Annotated in this window: 15 protein-coding genes; 4 read left to right on the plus strand and 11 right to left on the minus strand. The window is 53.2% G+C overall.

Annotated features, from left to right (window positions below; translation table 11 throughout):
• The first annotated feature begins 240 nt into the window (after positions 1–240).
• On the plus strand, positions 241–1,728 hold the full coding sequence (locus WCA10_RS10725; protein ID WP_472822512.1) for an RHS repeat domain-containing protein: 1,488 nt from the start codon (positions 241–243) through the stop codon (positions 1,726–1,728).
• A gap of 749 nt (positions 1,729–2,477) precedes the next feature.
• On the opposite strand, the gene WCA10_RS10730 is transcribed toward WCA10_RS10725, so the two are convergent.
• The 5 genes from WCA10_RS10730 to WCA10_RS10750 form a co-directional block, all read right to left on the minus strand.
• Positions 2,478–2,891 carry a helix-turn-helix domain-containing protein gene (locus WCA10_RS10730; protein ID WP_472822513.1) on the minus strand — a complete coding sequence of 138 codons (414 nt, stop codon included), beginning with the start codon at positions 2,889–2,891 and terminating at the stop codon, positions 2,478–2,480.
• Positions 2,866–3,327 carry a type II toxin-antitoxin system HigB family toxin gene (locus tag WCA10_RS10735; RefSeq protein ID WP_472822514.1) on the minus strand — a complete coding sequence of 154 codons (462 nt, stop codon included), beginning with the start codon at positions 3,325–3,327 and terminating at the stop codon, positions 2,866–2,868. The genes WCA10_RS10730 and WCA10_RS10735 overlap by 26 nt, the downstream gene beginning before the upstream one ends.
• A gap of 690 nt (positions 3,328–4,017) precedes the next feature.
• Positions 4,018–4,434 carry a hypothetical protein gene (locus WCA10_RS10740; RefSeq protein ID WP_472822515.1) on the minus strand — a complete coding sequence of 139 codons (417 nt, stop codon included), beginning with the start codon at positions 4,432–4,434 and terminating at the stop codon, positions 4,018–4,020.
• A gap of 45 nt (positions 4,435–4,479) precedes the next feature.
• Positions 4,480–9,195 carry an RHS repeat domain-containing protein gene (locus WCA10_RS10745; protein WP_472822516.1) on the minus strand — a complete coding sequence of 1,572 codons (4,716 nt, stop codon included), beginning with the start codon at positions 9,193–9,195 and terminating at the stop codon, positions 4,480–4,482.
• Between the two features lie 29 nt (positions 9,196–9,224).
• Positions 9,225–9,638, minus strand: a complete 414-nt coding sequence (locus tag WCA10_RS10750) for a hypothetical protein (RefSeq protein ID WP_472822517.1) — start codon at positions 9,636–9,638, stop codon at positions 9,225–9,227.
• Between the two features lie 2,293 nt (positions 9,639–11,931).
• On the opposite strand from WCA10_RS10750, the gene WCA10_RS10755 reads away from it, so the two are divergent.
• On the plus strand, positions 11,932–12,876 hold the full coding sequence (locus tag WCA10_RS10755) for a hypothetical protein (RefSeq protein WP_472822518.1): 945 nt from the start codon (positions 11,932–11,934) through the stop codon (positions 12,874–12,876).
• 169 nt (positions 12,877–13,045) lie between these two features.
• On the opposite strand, the gene WCA10_RS10760 is transcribed toward WCA10_RS10755, so the two are convergent.
• On the minus strand, positions 13,046–13,504 hold the full coding sequence (locus WCA10_RS10760) for an ankyrin repeat domain-containing protein (RefSeq protein ID WP_472822519.1): 459 nt from the start codon (positions 13,502–13,504) through the stop codon (positions 13,046–13,048).
• Positions 13,505–13,828: 324 nt separating this feature from the next.
• The gene (locus tag WCA10_RS10765) at positions 13,829–13,984 is read right to left on the minus strand and encodes a hypothetical protein (protein WP_472822520.1); all 156 of its coding nucleotides are present in this window, start codon (positions 13,982–13,984) and stop codon (positions 13,829–13,831) included.
• 669 nt (positions 13,985–14,653) lie between these two features.
• Here WCA10_RS10765 and WCA10_RS10770 point away from each other — a divergent pair.
• On the plus strand, positions 14,654–15,205 hold the full coding sequence (locus tag WCA10_RS10770; RefSeq protein WP_472822521.1) for a hypothetical protein: 552 nt from the start codon (positions 14,654–14,656) through the stop codon (positions 15,203–15,205).
• Between the two features lie 670 nt (positions 15,206–15,875).
• Here WCA10_RS10770 and WCA10_RS10775 read toward each other — a convergent pair.
• The 4 genes from WCA10_RS10775 to WCA10_RS10790 all read right to left on the minus strand — a co-directional run bounded on the left by WCA10_RS10775 (position 15,876) and on the right by WCA10_RS10790 (position 18,176).
• On the minus strand, positions 15,876–16,367 hold the full coding sequence (locus tag WCA10_RS10775) for a S1C family serine protease (protein ID WP_472822522.1): 492 nt from the start codon (positions 16,365–16,367) through the stop codon (positions 15,876–15,878).
• 52 nt (positions 16,368–16,419) lie between these two features.
• Positions 16,420–16,620 carry a hypothetical protein gene (locus WCA10_RS10780; RefSeq protein ID WP_472822523.1) on the minus strand — a complete coding sequence of 67 codons (201 nt, stop codon included), beginning with the start codon at positions 16,618–16,620 and terminating at the stop codon, positions 16,420–16,422.
• Between the two features lie 423 nt (positions 16,621–17,043).
• Positions 17,044–17,274 (minus strand): hypothetical protein, encoded by a 231-nt coding sequence (locus WCA10_RS10785; protein ID WP_472822524.1) that lies wholly within the window; start codon positions 17,272–17,274, stop codon positions 17,044–17,046.
• A 152-nt stretch (positions 17,275–17,426) separates the two neighbouring features.
• Entirely contained in the window at positions 17,427–18,176 is a 750-nt protein-coding gene (locus WCA10_RS10790; RefSeq protein WP_472822525.1) for a hypothetical protein, read from the minus strand.
• Positions 18,177–18,334: 158 nt separating this feature from the next.
• Between WCA10_RS10790 and recD2 the strand changes: the two genes are divergently transcribed.
• Positions 18,335–20,554 carry an SF1B family DNA helicase RecD2 gene (gene recD2, locus WCA10_RS10795; RefSeq protein ID WP_472822526.1) on the plus strand — a complete coding sequence of 740 codons (2,220 nt, stop codon included), beginning with the start codon at positions 18,335–18,337 and terminating at the stop codon, positions 20,552–20,554.
• Positions 20,555–20,612: the final 58 nt, after the last annotated feature.

A 20,612-nucleotide genomic window follows, 5' to 3' on the forward strand; every position in this document is an offset into this window, starting at 1 on the left:
TCCATGATCAGAATCAGAGACTATTTCTGTCCGAGCTTCACCATTTTTCGATGCTAAGATTGCCTGTCGGACTCGAGCATGAATGAGAACTGCGACAACAACGAGCCTAGAAATCGAACTAAATACGCCTACGATGTGTTGGGTCGGCTAATCACAGTTGCGAATTCAGACGGCAAGACGGTGGGATATTCGTACGACGCCGTGGGAAATCGGATATCGCTGAGCTACCCTGATGGCAAATTGTTGAACTATTCGTATGATGTTGCGAACCGTTTAGCTCAGGTGACTGACTGGATTGGGCGCGGAACGACGTACACTTATGATCTCGCCAGCGATTTGACGAAGATCCAGTATCCGAACGGCGCTGAAATGGGTTTCAAGTACGACGCCGCCAATCGATTGACGCAGGTATTGAATACTGAAAAGGGAATCCCTCCGCTTACGCTTGCATACGCTCTCGATCCTACGGGCAACCGTACAACACTCAGCGTCAATGGCATCCCGACGAATTTTGCATACGACGCTCTCAACGAACTAGTCAGCGCTCAGCTTGGACAACTCACGCCGACAAAGACTAATTGGACTTATGACGCGGTGGGCAATCGGTTGCAGGAAGCGTCGTTGTTTGGAACAACGAAATACACTTATGACTCCGCCGACCGCTTGCTTGCGGCGGGCGCGCGCACGTTCACCTATGACGCGAATGGAAACCGTGCTTCGGTCACCGACGCATCGATTCACCAAACGCGAACCTTCACCTACGACGCAGCCAATCGGTTGACGGCAGCTACGGGGCCAAAAAACAGTCTCTTTGCTTATGATGGCGACGGCAACCGGATCACTCAGTCAGTTGGAAGCGGCACGTATAACTATGTCAATGATGTTGCTGCTGGTCTTCCGCTGACACTTCAGGAGTCCGGGCCGGATGGAAACATTACCTACGCCTACGGACGCGGCCTCATAGAGGAAGCCGCGCCAGCCTTCAACTACTTCTATCAGTATGATGGCCTCGGAAGCGTCATCGGACTTACCGATGCCAAGGGAATTCCGCAGGGAGCCTACGCCTACGGCGCATGGGGAAATACGCTCCTTGCCGTAACGGACGTTGGGACGAGGAACAAGTTCAGGTTTACCGGAGAGGCTCTCGATCCTGGAACTGGGTTGTATTTCTTGAGGGCCCGGTATTACGATCCGAGCGTGGGCAGGCTCAGCAGTCGTGATCCTTTAGCAGGAATTGTTGCAAAGCCCAGAACAGCGAATCGATATGCTTATGTTCTGTCAAATCCTCTTCGGTATCGTGACCCAAGCGGCATGACTACGCAGGATGCCGCACAAGGCTCCGAGTTCAGTCCGTTGGGGTTAAACTTCACTTTGCCGAATATGATCAACAATCCACAGTTTGCTCCTGCGAGTACTGGAGGCATTACCCCACCGTGCAGCAGCGTGCCGGACTGCGCGGATGCAGTGTTGTCCTTGTTAGGTAGCTTCTACCCCTCCTCTCAAATTCAGAAAGCCGCTACAATTGGAGCGCTCGGAATAGAGACTAACCAAGATGCCACTAACCCTGGGCAATTGATTTATGATTTTTTGGGGCTCCTGCCGGGGGTGGGGCAAGCTCAATCAGTTCTTGACTCATCCTCGAGATTCATACTGATCGCTCCACCCCAACCAGCCGATGCAACAACTCCGAGCGTTGCGACACCTTTAGGCACGTTTTGGATTAGATGACTTCTGCATCGTCCGCAAGCCAGTGGAGGAAAGAGGTCATTTACTTGCGGAAAGAGTTGCACTATCATAATAGTAATGGTATCTGTTTTCCAGTACTTAGATTGGAATATATATGGGAAATATGTCGTATTTCTTGCGATGTTTGTTTTTGCTGCGCTCAGGTCAGCTTTGGTCTTATTTACATTGGGCGTTGTCAGTAAGTGGAGTAATGCTTATCATGAAGATAGGTATACATCCGCTATCGAAACGTTGCTTATAGATTGGATATTTTGTCTCTTTCTGTTGATTGCGTCGGCTCTCGTCTTTGCACTTTTGCCCATCAATTTCTCGAATAAACCGTATCTGATTGCCGGCAGCGTCTGTATTATACTGTTGACTTTCGTGACATACTTTTGTGGAACGAGCACGTCTCCAATGGCTATATCACAAATTGTGGTTCGCGAAGGGGAGACTATGTTTGGCGCAAGAGATTTTGGCATTACCCGAGGAACGATGCGAACTAATATAGTGATTAATTGGAAATCAATGAAGTGGAAGTTTCTGGATAACTCCCTGGTTATTGCTCAGCTCGTAGGGTTTGCTAGTTTAAGCGTTATTATCATTGCTGTGTGTGTAAGAAGCCTCCCATAAATGTGACCGAATAGGATGGACCCGCTTCGTGACAGCGAGTGTGACCTACTCCTCGTAATCCGCACAGAATCGACTGCGATTTCGAACTTATGCAGATGGATCGGGTTGCTGCGAGAATGCTATGCCGTTTTCCGCTTCGGTCTCGCGGACGTCACTGGCACGCGTTTCCTGCGAAGCTTGCCCGGGTGAATGAGCACCTCCGCAGGAATACGCAGCTTCGTGTGCAGATTCCGGATCATGGCAAGAGACAGCGGCCGATCTCGACGCATGACCTCGTACACGCGAGTGCGTTGCCCGATGATCCCGATCAGTGCCCGGTAATCCTTTCCCTGTTGCTCCAGGCGAAACTTGAGTGCCTCGATGGGATCAGGCAGGTCGATGGGAAAATGTTCGCGCTCGTATACCTCTACCAGTATGACCAGCACGTCGAGAAGGTCGCCATCATCGGTTCCCAGCGACGCTCCCCATAGAGCATCGATCCTTCGTAGTGCTTCGACGTAGTCCTCGTTATTTCTGATCGGATTTACCTGCATAGCTCACCTTTGCTTTGATGTATACCACCTGCCGGAGATAATCGAGAGCTACCACCAACCTGAACGAATTCCCCTTGATGTTGAAAACAACACGATCGTTACCGACGATGCTGGCGTTGGCGTACGCTGCTTTCACTTCAGCAGGATTCTTCCAGCTAGCTGCCTCAGCCTCATGAAACCAGGCATCCAATGCCGTTTTCACGGGCGTGTGATTCTTCGTGCCCTTCAGCGTCTCGACGAATTCACGCAAGGTACCGCGGGCGATCACTCTCACCCCAACGAGAGTATCACTGTGCCCAATATGGGCACAAGCAAGAAAACGATTGTAGACGATTCTGTATCGGTCGAAGCATCCAGAAGCCACAACGTTCACCAGTGTTCTACGAGCGACCTGCAACGTATTCAAAACAAATCCCTTGGATTCGACGAACTTCAACAGATTTCAATAAAAGTTGAAATCCGGTTCGGGACCAGGTTCCCTACCCTAAATTCCCCCCTTAGAATCAGCGGGTTGCAGCGGCAGGTTTGTGGAATCTGGGGTTCTGTGGGGATCTCTGAGGTTCAATTTCGACTACAGCTAGCGATCTCCAGCATAAGTTCGCGGACAGAAGTTCCTCAATTTCTGCCGTTTAGCAATTCAGGATGGGTAGTCGACCCTCTGGGTTTGCACCAGGGGTGCGGCATCACAAAGAGATCGGGCGAAAGAAGGGGGGGCCGCATTCCTACGGTATTCGACTACGGCCGGAGCCTCCATAGAGGCGTCACTTGGCTGACGGCGCACCTGGGCTACAACCGTTCTTGCGGGTTCGACCTGCTTCAGCGCAGTGATGATCTGCGCCCCCGTATGCTTGCTTCGGCTCATCCTTCCTTCCCCTTCCTTCGTCCAAATCGTATTCCGAAATGGACGGATTTAGGGGGTCAGGTCAAGATCACCGTGCGGAGAATGGGGCAGGTTAGTGCGAATGTGATTGCCGACTGCCTCTATCCAATACGAACTCGTATTCAGTTATGCGCGAATCTTTGGGAAGCAGATCAGTTCCATCCTCGGTCCCCAAAAGCGAGGGACCGGGGGCACCCTCATCCGAGTCTGAAAAGACCACCGGAGCCAGGGCCACCCGCCAACTCCTCAACTTTTGCGATCAAGTTGAGCGATTGTCCTCACCTTGTCTACATCATTGAAGCAGACGTAAAGGAAGACGAACACCCAAAGGAAAGCGAAGGCAAAAAGCCAGTACTGCAAGCTGGAAAGTCCAACCGTCGCCAGAGCGGAAATCACGATCGGATCAGCAGCGATGGTGGCTAGTGCGAAAAAAGTCCACGCTACGACAATGTTAGAAACTGAGGCAATCTGAGATTGGAAATTGAGACGCTTTCCGAATACTCCGACAAAGATGGCCACGCTGAGCAAGCAAGCAAAGAGAAAGAATCCTGCAAAAATCAGCCACCAAGAATGCAGGTTCGCCGAGGTTACAACACTGCTAAGCGCATGCTCTCGTAAGCCACGGTAGATGCTCCGGCATACAAGCATGAACAGCGCGATCATTGGAGCTCGCCATAATGTCTTGGATTGGAACCTCATTTTCTACCTCTATTGCGGGTACTTAGCATCGCACGCCGCCTTGTCGGTTTGAAGCTGCTGGTTTGCAGCGGCCCAGTCACCATAGTAAAGCACGCCAGATGTCAGAGCTCCCGTTATAACAGCGTCAGAAGTCCCCGCTAAGATGCCAGCGAATCCGCCTGCACCACAACTTATAGGTCCGCCCTCAGCAGCAACGGCTGTGACGGCGACACATCCAGATACGCCATTCCATATGGTTGCGACCAAAAATCCACCATAGAAGCCGTTCCGTGCACTTTCCTTAGCCTTGACCATACTCTCGCTGTACTTTTGCTGTGCTTGCGCCTTGCATTGCTGATTGGGAGTCTGTTTCTTTGGGCCGCTCGTGCTGGATCCGCCTCCGCCCCCTCCTACACCGCCTCCGCTCCCTCCGCCACCACCACCAGCATCTGGAATGCAACTCCAGTAAGGGATGCTTCCTTCGGCTCCGCGAGGCTCGTCAGGGGAGGAGCCGGTGCTCCAATCGAAGTCGGTTGCATAGCAAAACTCTAGCCCGAACGGATCTATTGCAGTTAAGGGGCTGTTCATCACGTACCCGTACCGGTTCCAGCTCTGCGGATTTGTAACGTCTGTGGCATCGATGCCAAGAGGGTCCGGCGATATCCATCTCCCTTGGCTTGAACTGTTCCGACGGAAAAGAAAGTCGTACAAACTCGAAACCGTGTCCGAGCTCTGACCGGTGAAAGATGGATCAGCGGAGCCGGAAGGCGCATACTGTTCGCCAAAGGGTGCGTAAGAGCTACTGGAATACATCGCACGGCTGGGAGTAGATGTCAGGCGCGAGCTTCCCAGCCAGTCGGCGTGCCTATAGTAGGCAAGCCCTGACGAGTTGTAGATAGCAGTTCCTCCGCCGGGAAGTGGCATAAACGCCTTCAGCAACGAACTCCCGCTCATGAGAGCAATCTTGCCGACCGGGCTGTACACAATCTGTGTGTACGAAGAACCTGTATTCTGTTCCACCACCCGCCCAAACGCGTCATACGTCGCGGGGTAACTATTAACCGCAGTCATGTTTCCCCAGTTGGGATCCCACGTGTAGGTGTTCAGATTGTCTGTCGTCAGGTTGCCGTCGGCGTCGTACTGGACCGTTGGACCTCCGCTCAGCGTGAAGTGATTATTCGGGTTCGGGTAGTTTGCCATGAAGGAGCTGCTGCCGCTCTTTACGATATTCCCAAATGCATCGTACGTGAAGAGCTGTTGCCACTTTGCACCGCAATCGACACTGTATCCGTTCGAGTCCTGCCCACCGATTCGCCCGAGATCATCGTAGGTATATGTGCAATTCTGAGAATCGCTTGTCCCGGTGATGTTGTCTGTAATGCCCAGACTGGCCAGCGTGTTGTTTGCATTCCATGCCAATGTGCCTGTGTTGGTCTGTCCGTTGATAGTGAATTTGTAGCTGAGCGGTCTGGCCGTGTTGGGATCGTAAGTGAAACTATCGCTATCTGCAGATCCGTAGGTCACGCCGGTAAGAGCCCCAAGATAATTCGTACTACTGCTTGTTGAATATGTTGCGCTCGTGACGGGATTCTGGCCGCTTGCTGCGGTCACTTGCGTCAGACGTCCCTCGCTATCGAGCCCGGCTCCGCCGCTTGCCCCGTAGTAGAGAGTCGGCATGGAGGCAATTCCGCTAAGCGTTTGGAGCGTCCCGTTGGGCCAGTAGGCAGCCGAAGTGTGGTAGTACGTAGACCCCGAGTTCGGCGTCTTCTCATAGACGTCGGTCAACTCCCCTCGGGGCGAATAACTAAACCATTCGTCCGTATATCCGGTAGATCCGCAGTTTGTGGTGAAAGCTTCTAGCAGTCTCGCCTTGGTATTCTGCACCGTGACTCCAGAAGGCGGGGTCACATTGGTGTCGTAGTAGAAGAACCTGCAAACCGTATTCCAACCTTGCGCGTTCGGACGATGAAGTGAATCGTAGCCGAAGCAGGTATTGTGCCCCGCATTGTCCACCTTTCGAGTCAAATCACCCGGTGACGCCGCCGTCGTCGTGCAGGCTACATCGTATGTGTAGGTGGTTGTGCCGTTAGAACTTGTATTGCTCGTTTCGGGATTCGACTCCGATGTGAGCCGCCCAAGCTGATCGTAGGCATAGCTTCTTTGTTGTTGACTTCCACTCGCTGCCTGAGCGTTTTGAGTGACTGTCAACAGATGGCCCAGAGCGTCGTAGGTGTATTTGGTCCAGTAGCCGGTTGGTCCGCCTGTGCCGCAGGCAGCCACCCCAGGAAGGGTCGATGAGATCTCGCAGACAGAGGTTAGCCTTCCCAGCCCATCGTACTCAAACTGCTTCTTGAAGCTCTGTGGTCCCGATATCGTTTGGAGTACGTCATTGTTTGTGTAGGTATAAGTCACGGTACCTAGGCCGCTATCCGACAGTTGAAGGGGCCGACCGAGTGCATCATAACTTGTCACTGTGAGACCCGGAGCGGTTGAGCTTGTACCACCAGCAGCTGCGCTGAACGGCATCGTAAATCGACTTGCGAGCCCGACACTGTTGTAATCCGTCTCGGTCGTGTCATAATTCGACGCGCTGGGCCCTTGGAGTTTCTGATTCAGAATGGGCCTACCCAGGCCGTCCACTGTTGAGAGCGTTCCAGCAACGGACTGAGCGCTGTTAAATGTCAGCGTTGAACCGGACTGTGTCTGGCCGTTGTACGAGTAAAGAGTGCTGTTGCTTGCCTGGTCAGACATGCTCGCGGGGCGCCAGAACTCCGAGTCAGTGTAATTTGTCGTTATCGTCTTGCCATTTTCATCGGCGACCTGAGTTTGGACCCCGCCAGTACAGTTCCAAGTGAAGGAGCGGCTGAGGCTCAAAGGCTCGTTGATCTGCGTCGCAAAAGAGTTGCCGCACGATCCGGTACTGTACAGATAAGAGGTCGTCGGACCTGGTGAAGTTGACGAGGTACTGAGTCCTGTTGATGTTTTGAGATTCCCAGTGTCGTAGTAGGTAAAGGTCTGGTAGAGGGTTGTGCCGCCGTTGGCGACTTGCGCAAGAGTGGTAAGGTTTCCGCGAGAGCCTGCGACGGAAACGTGTTGTGGAGTGCCACCTGTTGGGAATACTGACGTCTGATCATAGGAGTAGGTGGTTGAAGACAATTGGACTGATCCGCCGTCTTTCACAATGACAGAATTCGGCTTACCAAAAGGCGCATAGCTGATTATGGTCTGCCGCATCAGGTGCGCTGTTCCGGGAGCCGCGCCCTGTGCTACTCCGTAGTCGTATTCGTTGTCCTGGGTGACTTGACCCAGCGAAGAATACTGCTGTTCTGAAAGACTGGTACTATTGTTTGGCAAAACGGAATAGGTATCGGTTTGTGAGACAGGAGAGGACACCGTTGAGATTGCACACCCTGTGTAGTGCGCGTTGTAGCAAGTGACTTTGGTCAACAGAAGGGTGCCGGAGGTTGAGTTGCCCTGATAGAAAAGTCGCTGCGTCGGGTACAGGTTGTAGGTTGAGTTTGTTGCGCCGTCCTCGGCGAAGTTCGTTACAGTCTGATTTCCAACTGGATCCGTGGTTGTGGTGGTCCACCTTGACCCCGCAGGCACAGTTCCGGAAACAAGCGAACGAGAATAGGTCCAGTTTCCGCCGGGATTCAGCGTACGACTTAATCCTGATGTGCTGCCATCCATGCATTCGATGCCGTGATTCAAGTTGCCGCCGGTGTACGCATATGTCACTGCTCCACCAGTCGGCAAAGTCACAGAGGTCACACGTCCAGAATAATATCCAGGATAGGCAGGATCATTTGTCGTCTCATAGGCAAACTGGTAGAAGGTTTGGTCGGGAAGCGTTATTTTATCGACAAGATAGACGTTCAGCGCAGTATATTCGTTGATCAAACTGCATTGAAAGTACGTGTGGATGTTGCGCTGTATGTACGTTACTTTGTACATAGCGTATGTCCCAGCGGGTGTGAGATAGCTGATGTCGGTTTCGGGTGCTTGCCCTACCACTTTCACGGCAGCGTTGCCAAGGGTATCAGTGAAGGTCCCGTTCGACAAAGAAATCTGGTTACCATTCGAATCCGTCAATGGCGGCGTCGTACTCGGAATTCCGTTCAGTGACGGATAGAGGGTCGTCTTCGACGAGGTCACAATGTACATCGTAATGTAGCCTTGGCCGACCGTGTAGTATCCCATTAGTCCCGATCCGTCCGTTGCCACCGATTGCGCAGTGCCTGATGGTGCGGCACCACTTGACGGGCACCCCAGCCCTCCCGTCGAAATGGTGTAATTGCCACTTCCAGGCATGTTATGACTCGTGCCGTTTTGATCCGTGTAGACAAAATTGCCCATGGCCCATATTTGATAGTTTCCGCTTGGTCCACAATTCTGGGAGATATATTGCACATGATAGGAGACATTTCCTACATTTGCAGGATTCAATCCCTGCCATCCGTAATTGGAACTCGGAACGGGCTGCCAGGCCGTGGCCCCACCCGACGTGGCTGGATACCAAATCGAGCTGTCATAAGAGAGGTTATAGCTCATATTTGGTCCACGACCGGGATTGTTGACGATCGGAATCACCCAGTTGGCGTTCAGATTTCCAATATTGATATGGTCCGGGCTACCGCCAAAACTTGCAAGAGCAGGCGTGCCAACGGCGACGTCCTGGGCAACGCAGAACGACGTGGTTACTGCGAAAAGCGAAGCGCAGACTCCAACGCGAGAGAAGATCTTCATGGCGACTCCTCTTAAGTGTTCCTAAAAGACTAGAAACTGGTTGACGACAGCCCGCTATTCACCGTCACATTTTCAACTTGAATATCGAGAGCTAGGGTTCCGTTCATATATCGTTTAATGTGCATCGGGGCAGTGATTCCATTTACTCTTTGATAGTTCGAAAACTCGACCAAAACCGGCAGATCAACCAAAACATTGTTGTCCGGGTGGGTATTGAAGGAGATCTTGGCGGGAAGGAATGTTTTGGGATCTAAGTAGAGTTCAATTTGGCTCAGGTGTTGAACGAGAGACGTTGACGCGGTAGGCGTTTCCGATGGTACCGGCTGATAGGCGCTAAAATGCGCCAGACCGTCGTCTGTTCCAACGAACGACACTACAGTGGCAGTGTTTGTAAGGAATCGCTCCAAAACAAGCACCGGAGAGCACCAGGCCGGATCCGTCAACAAGTTCTGTCCAGCGAGAGCATGCGTCTGTCCGTCACCTCTTGACCATGTTCCGGTTGGGCCAGCGGACGCAATAGATCGACTTTCCGTAAGAGTTCCAGATGACAAATTGATATCAGTGCGAGCGGAGCCAGATAGGGTCCCCTTGAAGGTAAAGGGCACAGTCTCGTCGTCTGACCCCGCGATTGACTCCACGTTCCCACTCAACGTAACGTCCTGAACTACCGTTTGCCCTGCTTGCGCTGCGAAAGATGCTCGCAGAATAGTCATGACATCCGAAGATGCCTGCTGCGACCATGATGGCAAGACGGCAAACAGCCAACTGCCCAAAGTCAGACAGAAAAGTGACTTTTTCACAAGACCCCCTTTGTTGCGCATGAAATAGGCACAGAAACGCTTGTCACTCTGTTTGTAGGAATGCCATGGTGCGCAACTCCTGAACAATTCGAGCCGCACACTAACGCTGCATCGCGACAAATCTGTTCTGAACTTGCTTATCTGAGGGAAAGGTGTTTCCGCACGTCATTAGTCTCGGTAGCATCAAGTTTCCGGGTCGCGCCTTTACCCAGCGATCAAAGCCATAGTAACAACACGCAATGGAATCCTGTGTCGCTGTACGGTCTGCGTGACGGATTGGTTCGGGAGGCTTCCTGTCTAACTTGCAGTTGTACATCGACAAGGACCCCCAATGTGCACAACTTCAAACGGCGAGAATGCGAGAAACTGATGTGCATAATGCCATAACTCATGCCGGAATTGTCAACAGAATAATTGCATGAGTCGAAATATGTCTCGAGCTGAGATCGAAATTTACATCTCCGAAATGGGCTGCACCAACTCGGGCAGCCGCCGTCTGCAGTCCTTCGCCAGGATTTCCATCGCCTGCCGCATCTTGTTCATGTCCGTCTGCCTGCGGTGACTTACTTCACTGCAAGCCAACGAGTAACACTAGATGACGAAAGCCACACTACACCTTGTGAAGAATTAGTGCTTCAGAGCGGAGCAGCGTTTCATGTGGATTTCTATTTTAATTTGTCTCTCACGCGGCGGAGACGGGCACGTAGATCCCAAAAACGGCATAATAGGACTCGTCCACTCGACGATTATTAGACGTGCCGGGTATATGTCATTACTCCGCATATGCCATCGTCAGATACATCCAGTCGGCCGAACATCCTCTAGAATTAGCGGGCGCGCGGCAGGTCTGTAGAGATCACCTACAATAACGGTTTCCCTGTCGTTCGAACTGACTTGACTCAGAGCCGTTTCTCCATTCGCGACCCTGCTTGACTCACCTCACGTTTTTCTGACTCATCTCTGAAACGGAAACCCCTCCTCGCGCACTACCTATTAGCCCTCTCAAATTCCATCGTTGCCGAGAGACCCTTCAAGCCCATTCGTTTTTTGTTAAGCCTCGTCCCGTAGCCTCATGTTACGAAATTCCGTTTTCTTTCGAAGTGATCATTCTCGACGGTGGGTGTTAGGGAGGTTCAGATGCAAGCGAGATCAAGCAGACAAGGTCGCGTTCTCTACTCTGTCGCTCTACGCCAACGACCTGGGTTATTTGTGGAGCGATGCAGATCCTAAAATTTCGTTCGCGAAGTTCGTCCCTCCAACCATCGCCGGAGGCAAGGTCTTTCGAGCTACGTTTGGCGACGGATACTCCGATTCAGTTTGCGATCCCCAAGCCAATGCCGCCGGCAATCAGTCTTGCGGCTCGCTTGTGATCTATGGAATTGAGCGAAGGATTAAGGTTCGAAGAGTTCGGTAGGGACATTCAACAGCACTAAAATCGAATGCTTCACAGCGCTGATGGGGGGTTTTTGTTTACTAAGCAAGTCGCCCTTGGGTGTAGTCGAAAATGTAGCGGAAGAAGCATCCAAAAGCACTAAGGCCCCATAGCCTTCAACAACGGAGCCGCAAGAGCCTCAATCGGAATGGGTTAGAAGCATCGCATTTCAACAGATTTCAAAAGGCGATTGAACCCGGTTCGGGACCAGGGGGTCGGAGGTTCAAATCCTCTCTCCCCGACCATTTAAACCTTTCATTATCAATCAAATACAAAGACCCTTACAGCGAACACTTTTTGCTAGGTCACCCAAAAAGTCACCCATAAGAAAGGGTGACTCAATCACAGGGGCCGCGCTGGTCCCTTTGCCCACAGTACTGTCACCCCTTAGGCTGTCCATTGCAGTGCTTGAGAAGTTGACCGAAAGGTAACTGCCGAGTAGCGGGTCAACCACCCAGAACAACGCTGAATTGAAATATCAGCGTGCTAAGCTTTTCATTCCGAATGGATAGCCGAATTGATCAGCGACTGAATGATCTCTACCAACGACTAGGCTCAGTTACACCGCCGGAGACAATCTCCCAATCAGCTTTTGACGGTGATCCTGCGCATTTGGAGCGGCTCGCGAAGCTGCGTCTTGGCCAACGCGTCACCGGCATTGATCTCGCCGATTACATGGACGACGTGCTTTACGGAGAGATCCAATCCTCTCTGCTTGTTCATGCTTTGCCATTCTGCGTGAGAGCGTGGCACGACTATCTGCGAGATGAGCAATTCGATTGTCCAGGCTTCGTAGAGCTTTTCTATACGGTTCTAGCAAAGAAGGAAATCTTCACTGGCATTCTGACCGACGATCAGAGAGAAGCGTTGCTCGGATTCATGAGAGATTCGATTCTTGAGGAGATAGACGCTCAAGATCGACTCCGTTTTGAGGGGTACCCCGCCGCTCCACATCGTTGGATTCGAGCCTTAACAACCTACGGTGTGATCGCGCCAGACATTGAGCATCTATGGATGAATTGGTGGTCCATAAGTACGATTGGCCGAGCCATTTCGGCTGTGCAGTATGCGTCCTGCTTGGTTTACCCGAAGGACTCGAACCCAGTGTTCGCACCGTGGACGCGTGAGAAAGGCGGCGGGCCGCCTTGTCTGTGGGAATTCGACGGCTATTTGTATGAGTCCACTTGGAAGTCTCAGAATGTCGATTTCCTTCAGAGATTATTCCGTGATCCGCAGATCATCATCTCGGTGATTCGGAAGGCCGTCCTTAGCTTGTCACAACACGACGGATTCTTCACAGCACAGCAACTCCTTGCAGACTCAGAATCGCCGTCAGCAAACTTGAAGTTGCGAGGTGCCGCTGAGACATTAAGTGAACGTCTCGCTGCGCTTCCCGGCATTCTTGGTACCGGAGGCACACCGGAAGCGACCGATCTTTGGCCCGACTGAGGCGTCGGTCGCGGCGTGCTGAGCGTGTGGTGATCCACCCGGAGATCCACCCGGAGATTACTTTGGCGATACTAGGACGATCTAGGTGTTAACCGGCGGGCGATTTACGGATCGACGGTCACTCGGGAACAATCGCTGGCGCAGTTCAGAAATACGTTAGTCGCCATGGTTAAAGGTACTTGTGCAGCCTTGGCCAAGTCGGCTTCCGTCGCTTGACTGTATCGACCAGGAGTTTATGCACTCTCTTCCCTTCAGGCTTCTTTCGCGCAGCACTTCTGTCGAGAGCCGTATTCGCCATCCAGCCTAGGATCGTCGGATCGGCACCAGCGTCAATCAGCGCCTTCGCAATATCGAACGTGCAGTTTGCAGCGACTTCCCCGAGCGGAGTTTCGCCGATTCTCTCCTCGTCATGAGCATTGACGTCAGCACCAGCTTTGATGAGGTATCGAACGGCTTCAAAATGACCGCCTATTGCCGCGCAATGAAGCGGTGTACGGTTGAGGCCGTCGAATGCGTTTATTGGAAGCCCCTCATCAAGGAGCGCCTTCATCTCTTCTATGTCGCCTGAACTGGCAGCGCGATGCAAGCGTTCCTTCTCAAGTTCCTTCTCGTACCCGTCGTCGTCCATAGGAGATCGCCTTGGAGATCAGTGTACTTGCAAGGCCGCACAGGTTTGCACCGTTCCGGTCGGGTCGTGATCCAACCGGACCTTACCCCAAATGGTGCAACATTGCTTTGCCGTTCCCGACCTCAATCAGTTCTTCTGTTGCGATAGATGGAAACGTCTCGGCCTTTTCCCTCGATGTCCAGCTCATGTTCCTCGCGGTACTTCGCCCAGGCTTTTTCAAGGGCTTTCACCTGATCCTTCGGCGCAATCTCGAAACGGCCCAGCGATAGAATCATGGCACGCACACTGACTCGGGGTGCGGATTACAATCAATCCCCCCACTCGTTACAACGTTATGCCCCCACTGAATACAGCGTTATGCCCCCAGTAGGGAGCCTGGGGAGTGTACTCGATATCATCCACACCGTAGGAGTGCGGCAGACCGCCGCCAGCCTGAAGCCGGCGGGGTCGGTTCGGCTCGGCTCCGGTGACCGGGCTCACTCGAAACTTCCGAATCGCCGACGATACACTCGGATCGGAACTTATCTTGAGCGTTATACTTCGTTGAAGATGAAACGAGCCTTGTCTGCTGCGCTCTTCTCAGCGGTATTCTGCGCATTGAGTTCGACTGTCTTTTTTACGGTCCAAGCTGCAACTATCGCTCATGAGTTTCATCCGAGGACGCTCATAAATGCTTCGATCATGATTGGGGTATTTTCTGTTCCAATCGGCGGAGTGCTCGGCTTTCTAGCGGGAGGCGTAGGTGGTTGGATTCTTCCGCTGTTTCCGTTCGTTTCAACTAGGGCTAGGTTTGTAGGTGTGGGAAGCGCACTTGGTGGAACACTCGCATGCATATTGCTTTGTTTGCATTCAATCTTTCCACCGGAAGGTAATGTCAAAGATCCGATCGACATTCCTTGGTACTTATTCATCTTGATTGGCACGTTGTGCGGTGGGACGTGGTCATGGTTCTGGTACCGGTACGGAGAGAAGACCGTGACACCGTCTTAATTCTGAGTTTGTCGGGGACTGTTGTCGTATTAGGGCCAACCCTGACGTAGGGGTGATCCGGCTCATTTGAAACTTCCCAATCGGCGACAAACCACTCGGGACATTCGCGAAGGCTGGTCGCTGTGGATCCTATTAACTCGGTTCGCCTAGAATGGGGCGATGGAAGACTGTCCAAAGGTCCCACTGACCGGCGGAGTGCATGAAGATTACGAGTGGCTCGTAACAGAGCAATATCTTGATGATCTCTTACATCTCTGTCCCCAGATTGTGGTGGGCAAGTTCGTCGCAATCACCTCCATTGATAGTGGCATATACCACCCAACGGACAGCGAGATTGTAGCCGGTTGGGAGAACCGCAATGGTATTGCCTACAGCCCGAGAGTCGAAGACGCAAAAGCACTCCCGCGTCAGGGTTGGGATGAATGGTATGTGTTCAACGAGAGAGTTGACTTGGGCGGCATGCTGGCGCGGGACTCAAACCCGTTCATAGCGTCGCTCGGTCCTGGGCGGATTTATGCATTTGTAAATAGCAACTTCAGCGTTGCGGGGACGCAAGGCATGCAAGATTTTTTCTGGAACCAGTTTGACCGAATTCGTCCGCAGACCTACATCGCGGAAAGCGACTACTTTCTTCAGGTCATCACAAGGGAGAAGGAACTTTTTGGGCGGCTCTTTGAGGCACTCACTGAACTAGAATCTGAGACTGGGTAGGAGTCAACTGACGGTTAACCGCCTATGCGGAACTTTGCCAGATTTTCGCCGCGTCGAGCCCTGGCGGTTCGATCTTGGCTTGGCCGGCAGCAAACCGCTGCATCCAGCACTATTCTCTCGGGGTGGCGGGATTGGGTTGTACTGTGTGGCGGGATAAAAGTGAATTGTTAACCGTGCAAGTGGCGGCATAACCTTGTACGCGGTGGGGGCATTCGATTGTAACCAGCACGGGGCTCGGCCGCGTGTGCAGTCTTGCCGCATTTCGGACAAGTAAAGATTGGAGTTTTGATGTTCCCCAGCCTTCGGATCTGATGGAGCATTTCATCCAATCTGTCCCGTAGATCGATGAGCATCGGCATCGACATGTCGGGGTTCCATTCTGCCCGCAATCGCCTGATCATTTGGGGAAACCAGGTTCTCTGCGGATCTCCGGCAGGCATCAGAAGCTCTCCTCAAAGTCCATTCTAACGACGGCAGTAGTGTGACCATTTCATCTCAAAGATATGAACATCCTTCAGAAATGGGCTTGAGTTTCCGGTGCCAAATTCGAACGCCGTGAGCTGGATCACCTTACATCTGGATGGGCGGTGAGAACGAAATCCCGAAGACCGGCCTGAGCAACCCTAGTGATCGACCGTACGAGCTCGGTTCTGCCGATACTCCGAAAGGTTTATGGTCGGCAACGGGACGGGGGGAAGCCAAACCGCCAAAGCAGAGGACAGCTGCGGGGTAAGGGAAGACGTTGCTCGGCGTCGCTCTCCATCTTCTTGCGATCCGCAAGCTGCACCGAGATGGTCTGCGTCCGTCCATCGCGGCTGACCAGCAGCGAGATCTTGCGTCCCGGCGGAAGCTCGGGCATCATGCGTCCGAATGCTTCTGCGCTCTCGATGGTCTGGCCGTTGACTTCGAGCAGAACATCATTCACGCGCAACGCCTGCGCTGCGGGCGCATCGTGATCGATAAGGCAGATCAACGCGCCGCGCACCTCTTTCAGCCTGAGCTTGTTTGCCGAATCGCTATCCACATCGCCGACCAGCACTCCCAGGTAGCCTTGCGAACCACCCGAATACAGCTGCAGTGGATTTGGCTCTTCGATGATTTGTGAAATGCGTGCTGCCTGCACTTGCACCGTGGCTGGAGGAATGGTGAATGCGGCTGCCAATAGCACGACTCCAACTCCAACTTGGATGGAAGGCCTCATAAAGCAGTTCATGTCACTTCCTCGTGTTTCTTTCATCCAGGTTGTTTGCGTTGGGCGCGACTACGTCGGCACCGACATTGGGATCAACCATGACCCATACGGTGTGCGCCTGGAGGATGTCGACCGGCAGCACGCCTTTCTTCTTGTCTTTTGGTGAAGCGGTGAGACAGGAGATGACGAGGACTGCGGAAGTGAACGATGTACGAAGTCGCATGGGCTGCCCTCCCAGACGAGGTTAGTTTAGCTCCCCATTCCTTATGGACGCGGCTCGATGAGATTTGTGCTGCTGCAGGCTTCCTGCGTTAGTGTTAAGTCCCGAGTGGTCGATCCGGAAGTTTCAACTTTGGCAACAGCGAGCGCCAAATGTTTTTCACTTTCTACCTTCTGGGTAGACGATCCAACCGCAACGCCGAAATCGTCCGATTTGACTGCCGAGTCGCAATTGACACGCGGTAATTCAAGTCCACGGCCCAACGTTGAGCACTCAGAAACTTCCATGGTTGACTATTGGAAGTGGCAACGCGAAATCATCGCTCTTGCTGGAGGAGCGGCTCGTGCGGCTCGATTGCTTTGAGACCTGTGCCGAAGCCCCCGCCAGGGATCCAATAGAGGAGCAGGCCCAGCAGGATTCACGCTGCTATGCTGACGGCCGCGTCGATGGAAAAGCTGCCAGCCAAGCCGCCCATGTCGTATCCGCGGCGACCGTCATGTAGGTGACAGGGATGTTGGTTGCTGCGGTGAGGAATGCGAACGTTGTGGCGGTCCGGACCAATGGAGGACGGGCGTTCCTCGCGGCTCGCCACGCTGTTACCGTGAGTGCCAGCGGCGCGATCGACAACAGTGCACCGATATACAAGCCCGCGTACATTGAACCTCGCGTGAATCGATGGGACCTTGCTTGCCATGGTATCGCGGTCGAGTGGTGATCCACCCGGAAGTTACTCCTGTTACAACATGACGATCTAGGTGTTAACCATAAAGTAATTTCCGAGTAGGCGGTAATCCGCTCGGAATCGCTACTCAGCCGGCGATGTCGAACAATGGCACAGGGTATAAGTCATTTCTCCGTGGCCGCTGCGGCAAGTAAAGCACCCAGACTGTCGCCCCTGTTTCATACTTCTCTTTACGATCGCTGTTCCCCTTCATCGACGCGCCGTCTGCAGTGCGGAATTCATACTCGATGTGAAATGAATTGTCCTTGCGGATACAACTTGTGACTATTCCTGCAGCAGCGTTTCCTTTGCGAGGCAGCGTTCTGCACCGGCATAGATAGAACAATGACAACGCGCCGATGACCCAGTAGAAGACCTGGAAGGCGACAGCCGGCCAACCAACAGCTATAGACCATTCCCAGGCATCAGGATGATTGATGGCAGGATCGGACGGGAGAAACCGGACGAAGATCTGATCGGCATTGCGGAGCGATAGTCCCGCCCCCCATGTGACTGCCTCTGCCGCTTCGCCGGCATGGGTAACTCCGCCAAAAGTGAATGTGTAATGAACTTTCGTCGGCCCGGAGCGCGAAGATGAGAACCCTGTGACCTCGCCGACAACGACGCGGCCATCCCTACGCAACAAAGCTCTGTATTTGAACTGCTGGACATCGTCATAACCCTTCCATCCAAGCCAGATGCTACCGCCGACGAAAAACAGCAACACGGCGATCAGCACATATCGTCCATCGCCATCGTTGAGCGTCACTGCTCTTGGCAGCGGCCCCACAAGTTCCGAAGGAGCCTCTAGAGCCACACGACCGTAGTTCCTGTCCATACCTGCCGCTTCTGACTAGATTTGAGTGGGAGTTCTCATCCATCCTGCCACGAATCTCGTTCTGTGTCTGTATGGTGGGCAACCCGGAAAGTGGGCAACTCGGACCTTTGACAAATCTTCGCCTCCGTCCACCGAGAACCCGATAAACTCCAATCAGGATGAGCAGTTCGGCTGCAGAACTCAATACCTCCTACGAAGACATTGCGGGACTTGTCGAGCGAGTCACGTACTTCAATGAGGAAAGCGGTTTCGCCGTTCTCCGAGTCAAGGTCCGTGGCCATCGAGATCAAGTGACGGTCCTAGGCCCTGTACCGTCAATCAGCGCCGGGGAATGGTTGACAGGCAGGGGCTGGTGGGTCAGGGACAAAGAACATGGACTTCAGTTCAAGGCCCAGTTTTTGAAAGCGACGCCGCCGACCACGAGTGAGGGTGTTGAACGATACCTTGGCGGAGGTTTTGTAAAAGGGGTCGGGCCAGTGCTGGCGAAAAAGCTGGTCAGCCACTTCGGCGTGGAAGTACTGAAAGTGATAAGCGACAATCCCGCAGACCTGGAGTGCGTGGATGGGATTGGGCCAAAGCGCCGGGAGCGGATCGCGAAGGCCTGGCAGGAAGGAATGCAGATCCGCGAGATCATGCTCTTCCTGCACAGCCACGGAGTCAGCACCAGCAGAGCGGTTAGGATTTTTAAGACTTACGGGAATCTGGCCATCCAGACGGTCCAAGAAAATCCTTACACGCTGGCAAAAGAGATCCATGGCATCGGATTTGCCACGGCCGATCAGATCGCTCAAAGCGTTGGGATACCCAAGGACTCGCAGAACCGTACTCGGGCGGGAATCAGTCACGTGCTTCTGGGCGCGACCTCCGAAGGCCATTGCGCGTTGCCCCTGGAAAAATTGAAAGCAGCTGCGGAGAAACTACTGGAAGTGCCACTCCCGACGATTGAACAGGCCCTGACTGCAATGCTCACGAGCGGCTCTCTTCTGCTCGAAGAAATTGATGATGAACCACTAATCTTCCTGCCTCATTTAAGGAAAGCTGAAGAAGGCATTGCGGTGAGCATACGGCGTCTGGCGAATGGCCGCCCAACCTATCCAGTTATCGACATTGAAAAGGCCATACTGTGGTGTGAGGCTCGTACCGGCAAGACACTGGCGCCAAGCCAGCAGGCGGCGCTGAAGGTCGTTCTGAACAGTCGCGCAGCCATCATTACCGGGGGACCCGGCGTGGGCAAGACCACGTTGGTAAATTCGATTCTTCAGATCCTTCGCGCCAAGAAAGTGAAATGTCTTCTCTGCGCTCCAACCGGCAGAGCAGCAAAACGCCTCACGGAAACCACTGGGCTGGAGGCAAAAACTATTCATAGACTGCTGGAGGTTGATCCAGCCACGGGAAGGTTTTCACGCAACGAGGACAATCCACTGGAATGTGACCTGCTGATTGTTGACGAGACATCAATGGTCGACGTTCTGCTGATGCACGCTTTGCTGCGTGCACTTCCGAACAGCGCAGCACTGATCCTGGTTGGCGATGTGGATCAGCTTCCGTCGGTTGGTCCGGGAAACACCCTGCGTGATCTGATCGAAAGCGATCTCGTGCCGGTGGTTCGTTTGACCGAGGTCTTCCGCCAGGCTGCCGCGAGCAGGATCATCACCAGCGCGCACCTCATACGACAAGGGAAAATGCCGGAACTTGGAGCCGCGGCGCCTGATTCTGACTTTCATTTCGTGGAGCGCGAGACTCCGGAAGACATCGCAGCGACTCTGGTAAGACTGGTCCAAGATAGAATCCCGAAAGGCCATGGACTGGATCCGATCAGAGACATTCAGGTTTTGTGCCCAATGAACCGCGGATCGATCGGAGTGCGCGAATTGAATACTGTACTCCAGCGAGCCCTGAACCCTCCTCGGCAATCCGAGCCCGCCGCAGAACGATTCGGATGGCGGTTCCAGGTTCGTGACAAAGTCATTCAGACGGAGAACAACTATAAGAAGGAGGTTTTCAACGGCGATATTGGCACGATTGAAAAGATTGATGCGGTTGAGCAAGAGGTAATTGTCCGATACGATGAGCGGGTAGTGACCTACGATTACGGCGAACTGGACGAGGTTTCGCTGGCATACGCGATTACAATTCACAAGTCTCAGGGTTCCGAATTTCCAGCGGTGGTGATCCCGGTAGCCATGCAGCACTTTATGCTCCTCGAACGAAACCTGATCTACACGGGCATCACGCGAGCCAGGAGATTTCTGGTTGTGGTTGGCCAGAAGAAAGCTCTTGGCATGGCGGTCAGAAACGATCAGTCCCGCAAACGATACTCGGGGCTTCTCAGCAGCCTCAAGAAACCCGGGCCGGCTCGTAATTATCAGAAGCAGTAGATTAACTATGGCCATTGACAGACAAGTCGATCGAATCAAGCGCAAGCGAATGCGCCAT

Source organism: Occallatibacter sp. (assembly GCF_049582745.1).
Taxonomy (GTDB): Bacteria; Acidobacteriota; Terriglobia; order Terriglobales; family Acidobacteriaceae; genus Telmatobacter.

What these genes read in the sequence shown, in the direction of transcription:
- WCA10_RS10730 (WP_472822513.1), bottom strand. Translation starts at nt 2,891, where the DNA reads ATGCAGGTAAATCCGATCAGAAATAACGAGGACTACGTCGAAGCACTA.
- WCA10_RS10740 (WP_472822515.1), bottom strand. Translation starts at nt 4,434, where the DNA reads ATGATCGCGCTGTTCATGCTTGTATGCCGGAGCATCTACCGTGGCTTA.
- WCA10_RS10745 (WP_472822516.1), bottom strand. Translation starts at nt 9,195, where the DNA reads ATGAAGATCTTCTCTCGCGTTGGAGTCTGCGCTTCGCTTTTCGCAGTA.
- WCA10_RS10755 (WP_472822518.1), top strand. Translation starts at nt 11,932, where the DNA reads ATGGATAGCCGAATTGATCAGCGACTGAATGATCTCTACCAACGACTA.
- WCA10_RS10760 (WP_472822519.1), bottom strand. Translation starts at nt 13,504, where the DNA reads ATGGACGACGACGGGTACGAGAAGGAACTTGAGAAGGAACGCTTGCAT.
- WCA10_RS10770 (WP_472822521.1), top strand. Translation starts at nt 14,654, where the DNA reads ATGGAAGACTGTCCAAAGGTCCCACTGACCGGCGGAGTGCATGAAGAT.
- WCA10_RS10780 (WP_472822523.1), bottom strand. Translation starts at nt 16,620, where the DNA reads ATGCGACTTCGTACATCGTTCACTTCCGCAGTCCTCGTCATCTCCTGT.
- WCA10_RS10785 (WP_472822524.1), bottom strand. Translation starts at nt 17,274, where the DNA reads ATGTACGCGGGCTTGTATATCGGTGCACTGTTGTCGATCGCGCCGCTG.
- WCA10_RS10790 (WP_472822525.1), bottom strand. Translation starts at nt 18,176, where the DNA reads ATGGACAGGAACTACGGTCGTGTGGCTCTAGAGGCTCCTTCGGAACTT.
- recD2 (WP_472822526.1), top strand. Translation starts at nt 18,335, where the DNA reads ATGAGCAGTTCGGCTGCAGAACTCAATACCTCCTACGAAGACATTGCG.